Source organism: Spirillospora sp. NBC_01491 (assembly GCF_036227065.1).
In the GTDB taxonomy this organism is placed as follows: Bacteria; Actinomycetota; Actinomycetes; order Streptosporangiales; family Streptosporangiaceae; genus Spirillospora; species Spirillospora xylanilytica.
This window is the reverse complement of the sequence record NZ_CP109432.1, coordinates 3,554,932-3,569,854: the sequence shown is the minus strand read 5'-3', so window position 1 is coordinate 3,569,854 and position 14,923 is coordinate 3,554,932. Positions and strand designations below refer to the sequence as shown.

The window sequence follows — 14,923 nt, the reverse complement described above, 5'->3', positions numbered from 1 at the left end:
TTCAGGATCCGTTCCCGTTCCCGTTCCCGTTCCCGTGCGCGCCGATCGCCGCAGCGCGCGGGTCGTGCACGTCCGGTCCGCGTACGGCCGGTGTGCGTACGCCTGGTTCATGTACGCCCGGTCCGTGCTTGTCCGGTTTCGGTGCGCGGCCCGGCAGCGGGCGCGTGGTGCGCGGCTTCGGCCGCGACGGCATCGGACGCGGCGGGATGGCACGCGGGGTCAGCACGCGTGGTTTCGCCGGCCGCGGAGTGACCGGGGCCATCAGCGGGCGGAAGTCGCGCGCTCCGAGCGCGCAGTTCCGGTAGTCGGTGAAGTGGTCGCGCAGCCAGCCGCGCCGCCGCTGCTCGGTCCAGGACCCGAACCGCCGGGTCGCCCGCACGTCGGAGATGACCGGCGACCCCTCGCCCAGCAGCCAGGCGTCGATGAGCGCCCGGTAGTCGGCGGCTCCGGGCCGCGGCGGGGCCGCGCAGGCGCCCGCGCTGACCAGCCCGTCGCGGATCTGCCGCACGGCCCGTACCGCGAAGCCGGAGGTCAGCTCGTCGCCGAGATGGATGACCGCCACGCCGTTCGCCACCGGGACGGGCTCAGAACCGGGCCGCTGCTCCACCCGGGTGATCCGGCCCGGTGTCTGGCTCAGCCGCGCGGCCAGCGGGGTCGTCGCCGTCATGAGCGTCGGCAGCGCCTCGCGCAGCGCCGGATGCACGCAGATCGTCAGCGGCCAGGCGCTGCATACGGGGGCGATCGCGTCGGGCGCCGCGCTCTGCCCCTGGGTGAGCTGCAACCGCACCGTGGTCATGGCGGCCACCGTCAGCGCCAGCGCCAGCGGGACGATCAGCACCGCCCTGCGGGTGACCCAGGACACGTACGTGAGGATCAGTGCGGCCGACAGCCCGGCGGCGAGCAGCGTCTGATCGGCCTGGACGCGCGTGCGCAGGACGGTGAACAGGTCAACGTGGCCGAGCGCCGCCGGGGGCAGCAGGCTCCACCAGGACGCGCCCGGCACCCGCAGCAGCGCCCACGCCCCGGTCGCGGCCAGCACCACCGCGGGGGTGGCCCGGTGCGGGACGATCCGTCCGGCCAGGTAGCCGGCCACCACGTGCAGGACGAGCGCCGCCCCGCCCGCGAGCAGGCCCAGCGGATGCGGGTGCCCCGCCTCAGGCCGCAGCATCGTCAGCGCCACGATCACGGACGCGGCAGCGGCGTAGGCCAGCAGGGCGGCGAGGGACAGCAGCAGCAGGTCGAGCAGGACGCCGGTGGCGGGGGAGCGCGCCGTGAGGTCGCGCAGGTAGTCGAGACGGCGCTCGCGCACCGCCGTCCAGGCGGCGAGCCCCGCGGCCACCGGCCCGAGTGTTCGCACCGAGTCGACCAGCGCGGCGATGGACGCGTCCCAGTAGGAGATGCCGGGCGTCAGGGCCAGCCACGCGGTGACGGTCCCGATCCCGGCCAGCAGCGGCACCGCGACGAGCAGTGCCGTGCGTCGGGCGTCGAGCCGGAGCACCCGCCCCAGCTCGGACACCCGTCCCAGCTCAGACACCGGCGCCGTTCCCGGCGGCGAGCCGCCGTGCTCGGAGCCGGGGGAACTGCGCGGGGAGCCGGGCCAGCGACGCCCGGCCGGGCAGGGGCCGCGCCGGCCCCCGCCGGCCCGGCCCCTGGCGTTCTGGTCCTTGGCGTTCCGGCCCCGGATGCTCGGCGCCCTGGCCTCCCGGTCCCGGTCCCGGCCGGCCGAGGCCCTGCTGGTCCGGCCGGGCCGGGGCCGGGATCTCCGGCGGGGCCCCGGACTTCGGCCGCGGCGGGGCGGCCGGGACCGTCCGGGCGGCCCGGGCGGCCCGGACGGGCCTTGGCGCGATCGGCTGCGTCGGGAGTTCGGTCAGCCTGCCCCGGGCGAGCGTGAGCAGGCGGTCGGACCACCCGGTCAGCGTGTCGGTGGTGCTCGCCGTGACCACCACCGTCGGGGCCAGCGAGCGGATCAGCGGGATCAGCTCGGCCATCGCCGCCGCGTCCCCCCGGGCGCCCGCGGACGCGTCCGGCTCGGGCGGGCCGCACAGCTCGCTGAGCGGGTCGTCGAGCAGCACCAGGTCGGGTTCGTGGACGCAGGTCGCGGCGAGCCCGGCCCGCAGCCGGGCGTCCGGCGGGAGCAGCGCGAGCTCGATGCCCGCGGCCTCGACAAGGTCGAGCCGTTTCAAAATCGACCGCACGGCGGACGCCCGCGTGCGTTTGTAGTACGCCGCGTAGGCGACGAACTCGGCCGCCGTCATGTTCTCCGCCCAGGAGAACCTGCCCGGCAGATATCCGATCCGAGCCCGCGCCGCGCGCAGGTCGGACGCGTTCCCGGTGTTGTACCCGAGAATCTCCAGCGCGCCGGCGTGAGGCCGGCGCAAGGTCGCGAACGTGGCCAGCAGAGTGGATTTACCGACACCAGGTGGACCGGCCAAGCCGACCACGCCCTCGGTGATGCCGAAAGCCACCGGGCGAAGGAGCCACCGCCCCCCGCGGCGGACACCCATTCCCCGGGCCACGATCGCGGAACGCTCCGCGATCACTTGTTTCCCCCCGTTGTTGTGTCATGCGATCGCGACGGGCCCCTGAGGTGCCCCGGTGGCTTTCCCCCCGCCACACGGTGCCCAACCGGTCTGGCCGGGCCCGTGAAACGGGTCCCGGCACCGGGCCTCTTTTGCCGTCGCACCATGCATCGACATCGTGACTATAACCACGCTTGGTGATCGCTGTCAGCAGTCTTTCTCCTGTTACAGCGGGGCGTCGGGATTCTTTGCCTTCCGAGCGAAGGTACGAATTCATGAAGCCTGGCAAATTTGTCCGCTCTGTCCGGACAGTGGCTTCGCGACGTTCATTCCGGGACCGCCGAAGTGCGGGAAAGGCGCACCAAAGCGGGGCGGGCGACCCATCGGCCGGCCCGGCGGGGGCGTCTCCCACGAGGCCGTGCGCTCCGCTGGGAGCGGACGGGCGCACGATGAGGGGTGGTCATGGGGCAGGATGGACCCATGCCTTCTCGGGACTTTTCGTTGCACGGGGCCGTTGATCTGGGGGCGCTCCAGGCGGCTGCCAAGAAGCAGCAGGAACGCGCGGCCCAGGGGGGCGCGGCGCCCGCGTCCGCGGCCGGCGGGCCGTACGTCATGGACGTCACGGACGACACCTTCAACACCGACGTGGTCGAACGGTCGCAGACCGTCCCCGTGCTGGTGGACTTCTGGGCCGAGTGGTGCGGGCCCTGCAAGCAGCTCGGGCCGATCCTGGAGAAGCTGGCCAACGAGGCGGCCGGCACCTGGGTCCTGGCCAAGGTCGACATCGACGCCAACCCGCAGCTCGGCGCCTACATGCAGCAGATGGGCGTGCGCGGCATCCCGTTCGTGGCGGCCGTCGTCGGCGGGCAGCTCCTGCCGTTCCTCAACGGCGCGGCCCCCGAGCCCCAGGTGCGGCAGGCGATCGACCAGCTCTTCGAGGCGCTCCGCAAGGAGGGCATCCTCCCGGACGCCCCCGCCGCCGAGCCCGCGCCGGACGACGCCGAGCCGCCCGCCGCCGAGTCGATCTACCAGGAGGCCGAGACGGCGCTCCAGGACGGCGACCTCGACGGGGCCAAGGCCGCGTTCCAGCGGATCCTGGCGAAGAACCCCCACGACGACGAGGCCCAGCGCGGGCTGGCGCTCGTCGAGCTGAGCCTCCGCGTGCAGGGGCTCGACGCCGAGCAGGTGCTCCAGAGCGCCGGGAGCCCGGGCGCGGACGTCCGCACCCAGGTCGAGGCCGCCGACGTCGAGATGGTCTCCGGCCGGATCGAGGACGCGTTCGCGCGGCTGATCGGCGTCGTGCGACGCGCCGCCGGCGACGACCGCGACACCGCGCGCCGGCACCTGCTGTCGCTGTTCGAGATCATGCCGCCGGACGACCCCCGGGTCGGCAAGGCCCGCCGGTCCCTCCAGGCGGCCCTCTTCTAGACCGCTGGAGCACGCGCGCACGTGCCCCGCCCGTCCCGGGAACCCCGCTCGTCCCCGCTCGTCACGTCCGCTGCTCCGGACCGTCCCCGGCCCGCCCCGGCGGAGCATGGGACTCCGGGGGAGCGGGCATGAAAGGGGGATGGGCGCACGCGTCGTGACGGTCTCCGCGACGTTCGGCTCGGGCGGGCCCGCCGTCGCGAGCGCCGTCGCCGCGCGGCTCGGCCTGCCGTTGGTGGACCGCGCGATCCCCGAGGCCGTCGCCGCCGAGATCGGCTGCACGCCGGCCGAAGCCCGCGCGCACGACGGCCAGGCCGAGACCGGCATCGGGCGCGTCCTGGCGGGCGCGGCCCGGCTGCCGAGCATCCCGACGGCCGGCATCGAGGTCTACCTGCCCGACCGGAGCGTGATCCCCGACGAGGAGTTCGTCGGGCGCACCGAGCAGGTCCTGCGCCGGGTGGCGGACGGCGACGGCGGCGTGATCCTCGGCCGGGCCGCCGCGGTGGTGCTGGCCGGACGCGCGGGCGCCCTGCACGTGCGGCTCGACGGCGATCGTGAGGCACGTCTCGCCCGGGTGGCGGACGAGGCCCGCAGCGGCGCGTCCGCCGCGGGACCGGCCGCCGCCGGGACGGAGCCGGCGGGTGCGCACGCGGTCGGCGGGACGTCCCAGCGTGCCGGTGAGCGTATGCTCGACGACGATGACCGCGCCCGTGCGGCCTACGTGAAGCATTTTTACGGGGCCGACCCCGCCGATCCGCGGCTCTACCACCTGGTGATCGACACCACGAGGCTGCCCGAGTCCGCCGCCGTCGACCTCATCGTCGCCGCGGCGCGGGCGGTCTGAGCCCGCGGCGCCCAGCCGCTCGGCGGGCGACGGCCTCCGGACGCACCGTCCCGCGTGGGACGATGCGGCGCGGGACAATGACGTACCCGGTAGCAGAGGGAGCAGTGTCGTGGCGAGCGTGCCAAGCGTGTCGTACTCCATCACCGTCCGGCTGGAGGTCCCGGCCGGCGGCAAGGCCGTCAGCCAGATCACCCACGTCGTCGAGAACGCGGGCGGCATCGTCACCGCGCTCGACGTCAACACCGCCGGCCACGAGACGCTGCGCATCGACGTGACGATCGCCACCCGCGACACCGAGCACGCCGAGGCGATCGCCGGCGCGCTGGAGCAGATCGACGACATCAGCATCCACAAGGTCAGCGACCGGACCTTCCTGATGCACCTCGGCGGCAAGATCGAGATGCAGTCGAAGGTGCCGCTGCGCACCCGCGACGAGCTGTCGATGGCCTACACGCCCGGCGTCGCCCGGGTCTCGCTGGCCATCGCCCGCAACCCCGAGGACGTCCGCCGGCTGACCATCAAGCGCAACAGCGTCGCGGTCGTCACCGACGGCTCGGCGGTGCTCGGCCTCGGCAACATCGGCCCGGAGGCCGCGCTCCCGGTGATGGAGGGCAAGGCGGCGCTGTTCAAGCGGTTCGCCGGGATCGACGCCTGGCCGATCTGCCTCGACACCCAGGACACCGACGAGATCGTCCGGACGGTGCAGATCATCGCCCCCGCGTTCGGCGGCATCAACCTGGAGGACATCTCCGCGCCGCGCTGCTTCGAGGTCGAGGCCCGGCTGCGCGAGCTGCTCGACATCCCGGTCTTCCACGACGACCAGCACGGCACCGCGATCTGCGTGCTGGCCGCGCTGACCAACGCGCTGCGCGTCGTCGGCAAGCGGATCGGAGACGTCCGGATCACGATGGCCGGCGCGGGTGCGGCGGGCAGCGCGATCCTCAAGCTGCTGATGCACGCGGGCGCCCGGAACCTGGTGGTGTGCGACTACCTGGGCGCGGTGCACAAGGGCCGCGACGACCTCGACGACTCGCTCCGCTGGATCGCCGACCACACCAACGCCGCCGGCTACGCGGGCGACCTGCGCGGCGCGGTCAAGGACGCCGACGTCTTCATCGGGGTGTCGGCCCCCGGCATCCTGAACGGCGACGACATCGCGACCATGAACGAGGACGCGATCGTGTTCGCGCTGGCCAACCCCGAGCCCGAGGTGTCGCCGGACGAGGCCCGCGAGCACGCCGCGGTGGTCGCCACTGGGCGCAGCGACTACCCCAACCAGATCAACAACGTGCTGGCCTTCCCCGGCGTCTTCCGCGGCCTGCTGGACGCCCAGGCGGGCGTGGTCACCCAGGAGATGCTGGCGGCGGCGGCCAAGGCGCTCGCCGAGGTGGTCACCCCGGGCGAGCTCGGCCCCAACTACATCGTGCCGAGCGTCTTCCACGCGGACGTGAGCCCCCGTGTCGCGGGCGCCGTGCGCGAGGCCGCCGGAGGCCGTCCCCGCACCGAGGCGTGACGTTCACGGACCGGCCGCTCTGAGGCGTGACCTTCACGGACCGGCCGCTCCGGGGGCGATGCCCCCGGAGCGACCGGCCGCCCGGTGTCAGGCGCCGTTCTTCTTGCCGAAGACCTGCTCGCGGCGGCGGGGCCAGATGCCGCCGTACCAGAAGATGATCAGGCCGGTGACCATCGCGGCGGCGCCGGTCGCGCCCCGCGCCCACAGCACCGAGCTGTCGGCGCCGGTGTGCGGCAGCCTGGTCGGCGGCGTCTTCTCCGGTGCCGCACCGGCCTTCTTGCAGTCGGCGGTGCGCGTCTTGGTGGTGATCTTCTCGTTCTTCCAGGTGACCCCGACCTGGGTGCGGCGGTCCTCGCGGAGCTTGATCGTGGTGGTCCGGGTCGCGCCGGGGCTGATCCGGCCGGCCACGTCCGCCGAGCCGTCGTCGCGGTGGATGCCGTAGTCCTCGGTCCGGGATCCGGTGTTGTGCACCGACACCGAGACCGTGCGGGCCGGGCAGTCGACCGCGGCGATCGTGGCGCTGAGCAGCTTGACGGGCTTGGCCGGCGGAGTCTTGCTCTTGTCCGCGGTCGGCGACGGGCTCGCGGAGGAGCCGGAGCCGGAGGGGCTCGGTGAGGCGGAGGTCGATGCGGGGGCGCCGGACGCCCTCGATTGCGACGACGTCGCCTTCATCAGTGCGGGGACGGCGATCAGTGCCCCGATGATGAAGAACACGGCTGCGATGACGACCCTGGGCAACTGCATCGCGCGTCCTCCCCGGCCCGCCGGACGGGACCGGGCGGGCGGCCGATGATTCTAGATCATTCTTAACCCTGGACCGTGCTGTGCCGATACCCCTGGCGTTAGGTCTGCGTTACAGGCTAACGACTGGGGGAGTGTGCCGCCCGGTGTCCCGGCAAAGCATGATGGAGACCATGGAAGACGGCATCAGGGTGGGGCTCCTGCTGGTCGCGACCCCCCAGCTGGACGATCCCAACTTCAAGCGCAGTGTCGTCCTCGTGGTGGAGCACGACAGGGACGGGGGAACTCTGGGGGTTGTCCTCAATCGGCCGACCGAGGTTCCCGTCGACCGGGTGCTCCCGCCGTGGGCGGAACTGGTGACCGGTCCCTCGGTGGTCTTCCAGGGCGGTCCGGTGGCGCTCGACAACGCGCTCGCGCTGGCGCGGCTGCCGGGCGAGGACGAGCCGCTCGGCTGGCGGGCGCTGGACGGCGGCTCCGAGGTGTCCAGGGTCGGCCTGGTCGACCTGGACGCGCCGCCGGGGCTGCTGGCCCCCGAACTGCTCCAGTTCCGCGTGTTCGCCGGTTACGCGGGCTGGTCGTCCGGGCAGCTCCGCTCGGAGGTCGAGGAGGGCGCCTGGTACCTGGTGCCCGCCGAGGCCGGCGACGTCTTCGCGGGGGACCCCGACCGGCTGTGGCAGGAGGTGCTTCGCCGGCAGGACGGAGACCTGGCGTTCGTCTCCACTTTTCCGGAGGACCCGACGCTGAACTAAGGTGATGGCCTGAGGAGGCCAAGTGAGCACGAAGATCCTTCCCGAGAGCGACACCGAGCGCGATACGCGGCCGGACCTGTCGCACGGTGACGGCGACCATGAGCGGTTCGCCCACTATGTGAAGAAGCAGAAGATCACCGAGAGCGCGGTGACCGGATCGCCGGTGATCGCGCTGTGCGGCAAGGTCTGGGTGCCGAATCGGGATCCCAAGAAGTACCCCGTCTGCCCGGAGTGCAAGGAGATCTACGAGACCATGAAGGCGGGCGGCGGCAAGGGCGACGAGTGACGGCGCGCGACGCGCCGATGGCACCGCGCCCGTAGGCGTGCTGTGCGATGATCCCGCGGTCGGCGGGGAACGATCGGCCGCGGGATCATGACGTTCTGATACGGGGGAGACATGGGGCGGGGTATCGGGGTTTCGCTATGCGCACTGTCGGTCACACTGTGTGCGATGTCGGTGGCCGCGGGTAGCGCCCGCGGGCCGGAGCCGGCGGGCCTGAGCAAGGCGGCGGCGCAAGGCGGGACGACGGCGCTGCGGGACGGGGCCGGGACGCGCGCGGCGGAGGCCGGTCCGTGCACGGGAGGCGAGGCCGGCGACGCGCGGCTCCGCCAGGCGTCCGGGCCGGGCGCCCGAGACCGGCACGACCTGGGGCGCGAGCAGGTGAACGGCATGCTCGCGGACCTGCGGCAGACGCTGGGCGGGCTGTACGGCACCGAGGACGAGACCGCGGTCGACGACGCCTCGCGCATGCGGGCCGCCCGTATCAGCGTCCCGGTGCGCTTCCACGTCGTCGCCGACGGGCGGACGGGGCGGCTGAGCCGTTCGTCCGCGCAGAAGCAGGTCGCCACGCTCAACGCGGCGTACGGCGGCCGCAAGGGCGGGGTCAACACCGGCGTCTCGTTCCGGCTGGCCGCCTACGACGTCACCTCCAACGCGCGCTGGTTCCGGCAGCCGCAGCGTTCCGAGCGGGAGATGAAGACGGCCCTGCACAGGGGTGGCGCGGGCACGCTCAACCTCTACAGCGCGCAGTTCAGCGCCGACGGCCTCGGGTACTCCACGTTCCCGCAGTGGTACCGCAAGAAGCGCGCGCTGGACGGCGTCGTGATCGACCACCGCAGCGTGCCGGGCGGCTCGTACGCCCACTTCGACCGCGGCTACACGGCGGTGCACGAGATCGGGCACTGGCTGGGGCTGTTCCACACCTTCGAGAACGGCTGCGACGCGCCCGGCGACGGCGTCGCCGACACTCCCTACGAGGCGGTGCCCGCCGAGGGGTGCCCGAAGTCCAAGGACACCTGCCCGCAGCCGGGCAGGGACCCTGTGCGCAATTTCATGAATTACGGCTGGGACGCGTGCATGCACGAGTTCACCGCCGGGCAGGGACGGCGGATCCGCGCAGCTTGGGCGGCCTATCGGGGGTCCCGGCACCGGTCCGGATCCGGGGCCGGGGGGAACGCCGCGGCTCGAAGTGTCGGTGGGGCTCGGTAGCCTTCAATGACCGTGAGCACCTTCGCCGCATCGAGCATGCCCCCAGCCTTCCCCGAGCGGGCCGCGTGGGGGACCGCCCAGTCCCTGCGCGCCTGGCAGGAACAGGCGCTGCGGGCCTACTTCGGAACGGACGGGAGGCAACCCGGTCCGCGTGACTTCCTGACCGTCGCGACGCCCGGCGCGGGCAAGACGACGTTCGCGCTGCGGCTGGCCCGCGAGCTGCTGGAGCGCCGCATCATCGTGGCGGTGACGATCATCTGCCCCACCGAGCACCTCAAGCGGCAGTGGGCCGAGTCGGCGGCGCGCGTCGGCATCAAGATCGACCCTGAGTTCCAGAACGCGCAGGGCTCGGTCGGCAAGGACTTCCACGGCATCGCGGTGACCTACGCCACCGTCGCCGCGCGGCCCGCGCTGCACCGCAACCGCACCGAGGCCCGGAAGACGCTGATCATCTTCGACGAGGTGCACCACGCCGGCGACGGGCTGTCGTGGGGCGACGCGGTGCGCGAGGCGTTCGAGCCCGCCGCGCGGCGGCTGTCGCTGTCGGGCACGCCGTTCCGCACCGACATCAACCCGATCCCGTTCGTCCAGTACGAGGAGGGCCCCGACGGGGTCCGGCGCAGCCGCGCCGACTACACCTACGGGTACGGCCCGGCGCTGGCCGACGGCGTGGTCCGGCCGGTGATCTTCCTGGCGTACGCGGGCGAGATGCGCTGGCGCACCCGGGCCGGCGACGAGATCACCGCGACCCTCGGCGAGCCGCTCACCCAGGACCAGATGTCGCAGGCGTGGCGGGCCGCGCTCGATCCCAAGGGCGACTGGATGACCCAGGTGCTGGCCGCCGCCGACCGGCGGCTCACCGAGCTGCGCCGCGCCATCCCGGACGCCGCCGGGCTGGTCATCGCGACCGACCACGAGGCGGCCCGCGCCTACGCCAAGAAGCTGCGCGCGGTCAGCGGGCAGGGCGCCACCATCGTGCTGTCGGACGATCCCACCGCGTCCAAGAAGATCAAGCAGTTCGGCGAGGGCGAGGACCGCTGGATGGTGGCGGTCCGGATGGTGTCCGAGGGTGTCGACATCCCGCGGCTCGCGGTCGGGGTGTACGCCACCTCGACCAGCACGCCGCTGTTCTTCGCGCAGGCCATCGGGCGTTTCGTCCGGGCCCGGCGGCGCGGCGAGACCGCGTCGGTGTTCCTGCCGTCGGTGCCGACGCTGATGGGCCACGCCGCCGAGATGGAGATCGAGCGCGACCACGTGCTCGACCGCCCGGTCCGCGAGGACGGGCTCGACGACGACCTGCTCGCCGAGGCCAACCGGCAGAACGACGGCCCCGACGACGTCGCGGGCGAGGAGCTGGCGTTCGAGACGGTCGAGGCGTCCGCCACGTTCGACCGGGTGCTGTACGACGGCGGCGAGTTTGGCATGCACGCCGAGCCGGGCTCGGCCGAGGAGGAGGAGTACCTCGGCATCCCCGGGCTGCTGGAGCCCGAGCAGGTGGGCGCGCTGCTCCGCAAGCGGCAGGCCGAGCAGCTCGCCAACGAGCGCCGGCGCAAGACCGGCGACCCCCGGGCCGACCGCACCACCGCCGAGGACCTGGCCGTCCTGCGCAAGGAGCTCCAGGGCCTGGTCGGCGCCTGGAACCACCGCACCGGCCAGCCGCACGGCGTCATCCACAACGACCTGCGCCGGTCCTGCGGCGGCCCGGCCATCGCGCAGGCCAGCTCCGACGACATCAGCAAGCGGATCGCGAAGATCCGCGAATGGGCGACCAAACGCCGAAGCTGACCCGCCCGGCACCCGGGGCCGGGGCTGGATCAGCCTCCGGTCGTGCCGAGCGGCAGGGCGGTGAGGACGCGCCCGGTGATCTGCTCCGGGGTGCCGGTGATCGGGACGCTCAGGACGCCCTCGTCCGGGGCGGGCGGCTCCAGGTCGCCGAACTGGCTGTCGAGCAGGCCGGGCTTGAAGAAGTGCCCGGTGCGGTCCCGCATCCGCGCGGCGATCACGTCCCGGTCGCCGTCGAGGTGGACCGCGCGGACGCCGGGACGGCCGCCGGTCAGCCGGTCGCGGTAGGCGCGCTTGAGCGCCGAGCAGGTGACCACGCCCGGACGCCCGGCGCCGAGCCGGCCGTCGATCCAGGCGGCGATCGCGTCGAGCCAGGGGTCCCGGTCGGCGTCGGTGAGCGGCGTGCCGGCGGCCATCTTGGCGATGTTGGCCGCGGGGTGGAACGCGTCGGCCTCGGCGTACTCCCAGCCGAGCCGCTCGGCGAGCAGCCGTCCGACGGTCGTCTTGCCGCTGCCGGACACGCCCATGACCAGCAGGACCGAGGGCGGCGGGGCAGGGGATCCCGGGGGAGCGCCCATGGCGGTCAGGACCCCTGGACGGGGGCGCCGCTGAGCGTGACGCCCTCGCTCCGCAGCTCGTCCAGGGCCCGCTCGACCGTGGGCTCGGCCACGCCCGCGGTGAGGTCGAGCAGCACCAGGGTGGCCAGCCCGGCGCGGACGGCGTCGACGGCGGTGGCGCGGACGCAGTGGTCGGTCGCGATGCCCACCACGTCCACGGTGTCGACGCCGCGGACGCCGAGCCACTCGCCCAGCGGCACCTCGTCGTCGGAGACCCCCTCGAAGCCGCTGTAGGCGGCGGTGTCCCTGCCCTTGCTGAACACCGCCTCGATGGGGGCCAGCGCCAGGTTGGGGTGGAAGTCGGCGCCCGGGGTGCCGATCACGCAGTGCGGGGGCCAGGTGTCGGTGAAGTCGGGCGTTCCGGAGAAGTGCGCGCCGGGGTCGAGGTGGAAGTCGCGGGAGGCCACGACGTGCGCGTACTCGCCGCGGTGCGCGGCCACGTACTCGGAGATGGCGGTGGCCACGGCGGCGCCGCCGGGCACGCCGAGCGCGCCGCCCTCGCAGAAGTCGTTCTGCACGTCCACGATGATCAGAGCCTTGCCCATGATGCTCCTTGAGCCGGTCGCCCCGGATGTCCCCCGGACATAACGGGACGCTACCCCAGCCGCCACCTGGGACACTTCGCCGGTGCCGCCGGCCGCCCCGCCGCTGCCGCTGCGGCCCGGCTTCTCTTAGGCCCGCTCAGCGGCGCGGGCCGCCGTCGATGAACTCCGTGGGGACGGCCGGTTCGCCGCGGGAGAGCTGCATGGCGGTGGGCGGCAGCTCGCGCAGCGCCTTCACAAGGCGGTCGCGGGCGGCCTCCAGGCCCTCCCGTCCGACCACCACGCCATCGCGCACGAGCGGGACGTGCAGCGACCGGTCGCGCGGCCCCGGGGCCGGCTCGCCGGTGCTCACGACCTCGGCGTACGCCGTGCCGCGCGCGTCGACGCGCCGCACTGCCGACTTGCGGCCGCCCCGGCTGGGCTTGCCCACCGAGCGCTTGGCCACCGGGCGCATCGGCGCGCCCGGCTCGGGGCCGTCCGCGCGGGCGACGAGCTTGTAGACCAGCGACGCGGTGGGCGCGCCCGACCCGGTGACCAGCGAGGTGCCGACGCCGTACCCGTTCACCGGGGCCGCGCCGAGGGCGGCGATCCCGTACTCGTCGAGGTCGCCGGTGACCACGATCCGGGTGTCGTGCGCGCCGAGCGAGTCGAGCTGCGCGCGGACCCGCCGCGCCATCACGCCGAGGTCGCCGCTGTCGATCCGGACCGCGCCGAGCGCCGGACCGGCCAGCTCGACCGCCGTCCGCACGGCCCGTTCGACGTCGTAGGTGTCGATCAGCAGCGTGGTGCCGTCGCCGAGCGAGGCGAGCTGGGCCTCGAACGCGTGCCGCTCGCTGTCGTGCAGCAGCGTGAACGAGTGCGCGCTCGTCCCGGCGGTCGGCACGCCGTGGCGGCGGCCCGCCTCCAGGTTGGACGTGGTGGTGAACCCGGCGATGTAGGCGGCGCGGGCGGCGGCGACGGCGGACCGCTCGTGGGTGCGCCGGGACCCCATCTCGATCAGCGGCCGGTCGTTGGCCGCCTGCACCATCCGGGACGCGGCCGAGGCGATGGCGCTGTCGTGGTTGAGGATCGACAGGGCGAGGGTCTCCAGCAGGACCGCCTCGGCGAACGTGCCCTCCACCACCAAGATCGGCGAGTCCGGGAAATAGCAGTCGCCCTCGCCGTATCCCCAGACGTTCCCGGAGAAGCGGTACTTCTCCAGCCATCGCGCGGTCGGCTCGTCCACGATCCCGCGTCCGGTCAGGAAGTCCAGCTCCGCCGCGCCGAAGGTGAACGCCTCGATCGCGTCCAGCAGCCGCCCGGTGCCCGCGACCACGCCGTAGCGCCGCCCGGCGGGGAGCTGCCGGGCGAACACCTCGAACACCGCGCGCCGGTCGGCCGTGCCGCTGCGCAGCGCGGCCTGGAGCATCGTCAGCTCGTACTGGTCGGTCAGCAGCGCCGTGCCGTCACCAAGGTCCACATCTGGAACCCTACGACCCCGTGCGTGCACCATTGACGTGCAGGCCATCACACCCCGGGGCGCGCTGGGCGCATAGCATCGGACGCTATGGGCGGACCGACCTGACGGGAAGAGGGGGCGAAACGGCGATATGAACGCGGCCGTGAGCAGGGTGGCCGGTCCGAGGAGCGGAGTGAGCCCGTGAGCACAGCACCCGCGCCGGTCGAGCTGGAACGGCCGGACGCCAAGGAGGAGCAGCGCCCGGACCTGCCGTGGCTGGCGATCGTCTGGAACGACCCGATCAACCTGATGTCCTATGTCACCTACGTCTTCCAGGCCGTCTTCGGCTACTCCAAGTCCAAGGCCGAGAAGCTGATGATGGATGTGCACCACAAGGGCCGGGCCGTCGTTGCCAGCGGCACCCGCGAGGAGATGGAGCGCGACGTGGAGATCCTCCACTCCTATGGGCTGTGGGCCACCGTGAAGCGGGACGACTGAGCCGGCGAACGGTAGGCCGGCGAACGGGTGGACCGGTGCACGGGCGGACGGGCGGACGGGGAGCTGGAGCGAGCCGATGAGCACGGTGAAGAAGAACAGGAAGGGCGTCGTCCTGCGGCTGGAGGCCGAGGAGGCGGCGCTCGTGCACGCGCTGATGCGGCAGCTCGTCACGCTGCTCGGCGACGCGCCGGACGCCGACGACGAGCTGGCCTCGATGGGCATCGCCGAGCACGCGGTCAAGCCGGACGACCCGGTGCTGGCGCGGCTGTTCCCCGACGCCTACCGCGAGGACGGCGAGGCGGCGGGCGAGTTCCGCCGCTACACCGAGATGGGGCTGCGCGACGGCAAGCGCGAGGCGGCGAGCACGGTGCTGCGCACCATCGGGGACGCGCACGACTCGGGCGTCGACACGGTCCTCGACAAGGACGAGGCGCAGGCGTGGCTGCGGGCGCTGAACGACGTGCGGCTGGCGCTCGGCACCCGGCTGGACATCAGCGAGGAGTGGTACGAGGAGGCCGGCCGGCTCGACCCGCACGACCCCCGGACGGCGATGTTCGCGGCCTACGACTGGCTCACGATGCTCCAGGAGAGCATGGTCCGCGCCGTCTGGTAGCGCGAGGCGCGGGGCGCCCGGCCGCGTCCGGACGGCTGATCGCCGAATCGTCCGATCGTTACTCGATGTTCGGACGAAGTAGCGGTGTGTATTGCTATTTTGGCGGGCGAGAGAGTTCTCTCCAGAGGTAGCCGTGGCCCCGTCCCCCCGGCG

At 73.4% G+C, this 14,923-nt stretch carries 15 protein-coding genes; 9 read left to right on the top strand and 6 right to left on the bottom strand.

All coding sequences use genetic code 11. The annotated features are described in order from the left end of the window. Position 1 precedes the first annotated feature (1 nt). A complete protein-coding gene (locus OHA34_RS16570) occupies positions 2–1,534 on the bottom strand; it encodes a hypothetical protein (RefSeq protein WP_329522129.1) in 1,533 nt (510 codons plus the stop codon). After that, positions 1,527–2,504, bottom strand: coding sequence for an ATP-binding cassette domain-containing protein (locus tag OHA34_RS16565; RefSeq protein WP_285942799.1), 978 nt, complete (start codon positions 2,502–2,504; stop codon positions 1,527–1,529). Before OHA34_RS16565 ends, OHA34_RS16570 begins: the two co-directional genes overlap by 8 nt. 516 nt (positions 2,505–3,020) lie before the next feature. Between OHA34_RS16565 and OHA34_RS16560 the strand changes: the two genes are divergently transcribed. From OHA34_RS16560 to OHA34_RS16550, 3 genes are all read left to right on the top strand, one after another. Further along, positions 3,021–3,947: a tetratricopeptide repeat protein gene (locus OHA34_RS16560; RefSeq protein WP_285942080.1), complete on the top strand. Its 927-nt coding sequence runs from the start codon at positions 3,021–3,023 to the stop codon at positions 3,945–3,947. 139 nt (positions 3,948–4,086) lie between these two features. Further along, complete coding sequence (locus tag OHA34_RS16555; protein ID WP_285942079.1) at positions 4,087–4,788, top strand: cytidylate kinase-like family protein; 702 nt, start codon at positions 4,087–4,089, stop codon at positions 4,786–4,788. A gap of 109 nt (positions 4,789–4,897) precedes the next feature. Further along, positions 4,898–6,301: an NAD-dependent malic enzyme gene (locus OHA34_RS16550; protein ID WP_285942078.1), complete on the top strand. Its 1,404-nt coding sequence runs from the start codon at positions 4,898–4,900 to the stop codon at positions 6,299–6,301. Between the two features lie 87 nt (positions 6,302–6,388). Here OHA34_RS16550 and OHA34_RS16545 read toward each other — a convergent pair whose 3' ends face one another. After that, positions 6,389–7,045, bottom strand: a complete 657-nt coding sequence (locus tag OHA34_RS16545) for a hypothetical protein (protein ID WP_285942077.1) — start codon at positions 7,043–7,045, stop codon at positions 6,389–6,391. Positions 7,046–7,215: 170 nt separating this feature from the next. Between OHA34_RS16545 and OHA34_RS16540 the strand changes: the two genes are divergently transcribed. From OHA34_RS16540 to OHA34_RS16525, 4 genes are all read left to right on the top strand, one after another. Next, positions 7,216–7,791 carry a YqgE/AlgH family protein gene (locus OHA34_RS16540; protein WP_285942076.1) on the top strand — a complete coding sequence of 192 codons (576 nt, stop codon included), beginning with the start codon at positions 7,216–7,218 and terminating at the stop codon, positions 7,789–7,791. Positions 7,792–7,813: 22 nt separating this feature from the next. Further along, complete coding sequence (locus tag OHA34_RS16535; protein WP_285942075.1) at positions 7,814–8,077, top strand: DUF3039 domain-containing protein; 264 nt, start codon at positions 7,814–7,816, stop codon at positions 8,075–8,077. Between the two features lie 165 nt (positions 8,078–8,242). Then, entirely contained in the window at positions 8,243–9,280 is a 1,038-nt protein-coding gene (locus tag OHA34_RS16530) for a zinc metalloprotease (protein ID WP_285942074.1), read from the top strand. Between the two features lie 36 nt (positions 9,281–9,316). Continuing rightward, positions 9,317–11,065, top strand: coding sequence for a DEAD/DEAH box helicase (locus OHA34_RS16525; RefSeq protein WP_329522413.1), 1,749 nt, complete (start codon positions 9,317–9,319; stop codon positions 11,063–11,065). A gap of 29 nt (positions 11,066–11,094) precedes the next feature. On the opposite strand, the gene OHA34_RS16520 is transcribed toward OHA34_RS16525, so the two are convergent. The 3 genes from OHA34_RS16520 to OHA34_RS16510 form a co-directional block, all read right to left on the bottom strand. Next, the gene (locus OHA34_RS16520) at positions 11,095–11,640 is read right to left on the bottom strand and encodes a gluconokinase (RefSeq protein WP_285942073.1); all 546 of its coding nucleotides are present in this window, start codon (positions 11,638–11,640) and stop codon (positions 11,095–11,097) included. 5 nt (positions 11,641–11,645) lie between these two features. Continuing rightward, positions 11,646–12,224, bottom strand: coding sequence for an isochorismatase family protein (locus OHA34_RS16515; protein WP_329522128.1), 579 nt, complete (start codon positions 12,222–12,224; stop codon positions 11,646–11,648). A 136-nt stretch (positions 12,225–12,360) separates the two neighbouring features. After that, a complete protein-coding gene (locus OHA34_RS16510; protein ID WP_285942071.1) occupies positions 12,361–13,713 on the bottom strand; it encodes a nicotinate phosphoribosyltransferase in 1,353 nt (450 codons plus the stop codon). A gap of 147 nt (positions 13,714–13,860) precedes the next feature. On the opposite strand from OHA34_RS16510, the gene clpS reads away from it, so the two are divergent. Both clpS and OHA34_RS16500 read left to right on the top strand, forming a co-directional pair. Next, the gene (clpS, locus tag OHA34_RS16505; protein ID WP_285942070.1) at positions 13,861–14,157 is read left to right on the top strand and encodes an ATP-dependent Clp protease adapter ClpS; all 297 of its coding nucleotides are present in this window, start codon (positions 13,861–13,863) and stop codon (positions 14,155–14,157) included. A gap of 76 nt (positions 14,158–14,233) precedes the next feature. Further along, positions 14,234–14,770 (top strand): DUF2017 domain-containing protein, encoded by a 537-nt coding sequence (locus tag OHA34_RS16500; RefSeq protein ID WP_285942069.1) that lies wholly within the window; start codon positions 14,234–14,236, stop codon positions 14,768–14,770. Positions 14,771–14,923: the final 153 nt, after the last annotated feature.

Excerpts from the sequence above, each read along its gene's own strand:
- OHA34_RS16565 (WP_285942799.1), bottom strand. The coding sequence starts at position 2,504 with ATGGGTGTCCGCCGCGGGGGGCGGTGGCTCCTTCGCCCGGTGGCTTTC.
- OHA34_RS16555 (WP_285942079.1), top strand. The coding sequence starts at position 4,087 with ATGGGCGCACGCGTCGTGACGGTCTCCGCGACGTTCGGCTCGGGCGGG.
- OHA34_RS16545 (WP_285942077.1), bottom strand. The coding sequence starts at position 7,045 with ATGCAGTTGCCCAGGGTCGTCATCGCAGCCGTGTTCTTCATCATCGGG.
- OHA34_RS16540 (WP_285942076.1), top strand. The coding sequence starts at position 7,216 with ATGGAAGACGGCATCAGGGTGGGGCTCCTGCTGGTCGCGACCCCCCAG.
- OHA34_RS16530 (WP_285942074.1), top strand. The coding sequence starts at position 8,243 with ATGTCGGTGGCCGCGGGTAGCGCCCGCGGGCCGGAGCCGGCGGGCCTG.
- OHA34_RS16525 (WP_329522413.1), top strand. The coding sequence starts at position 9,317 with ATGCCCCCAGCCTTCCCCGAGCGGGCCGCGTGGGGGACCGCCCAGTCC.
- OHA34_RS16520 (WP_285942073.1), bottom strand. The coding sequence starts at position 11,640 with ATGGGCGCTCCCCCGGGATCCCCTGCCCCGCCGCCCTCGGTCCTGCTG.
- OHA34_RS16515 (WP_329522128.1), bottom strand. The coding sequence starts at position 12,224 with ATGGGCAAGGCTCTGATCATCGTGGACGTGCAGAACGACTTCTGCGAG.
- OHA34_RS16510 (WP_285942071.1), bottom strand. The coding sequence starts at position 13,713 with ATGGTGCACGCACGGGGTCGTAGGGTTCCAGATGTGGACCTTGGTGAC.
- OHA34_RS16500 (WP_285942069.1), top strand. The coding sequence starts at position 14,234 with ATGAGCACGGTGAAGAAGAACAGGAAGGGCGTCGTCCTGCGGCTGGAG.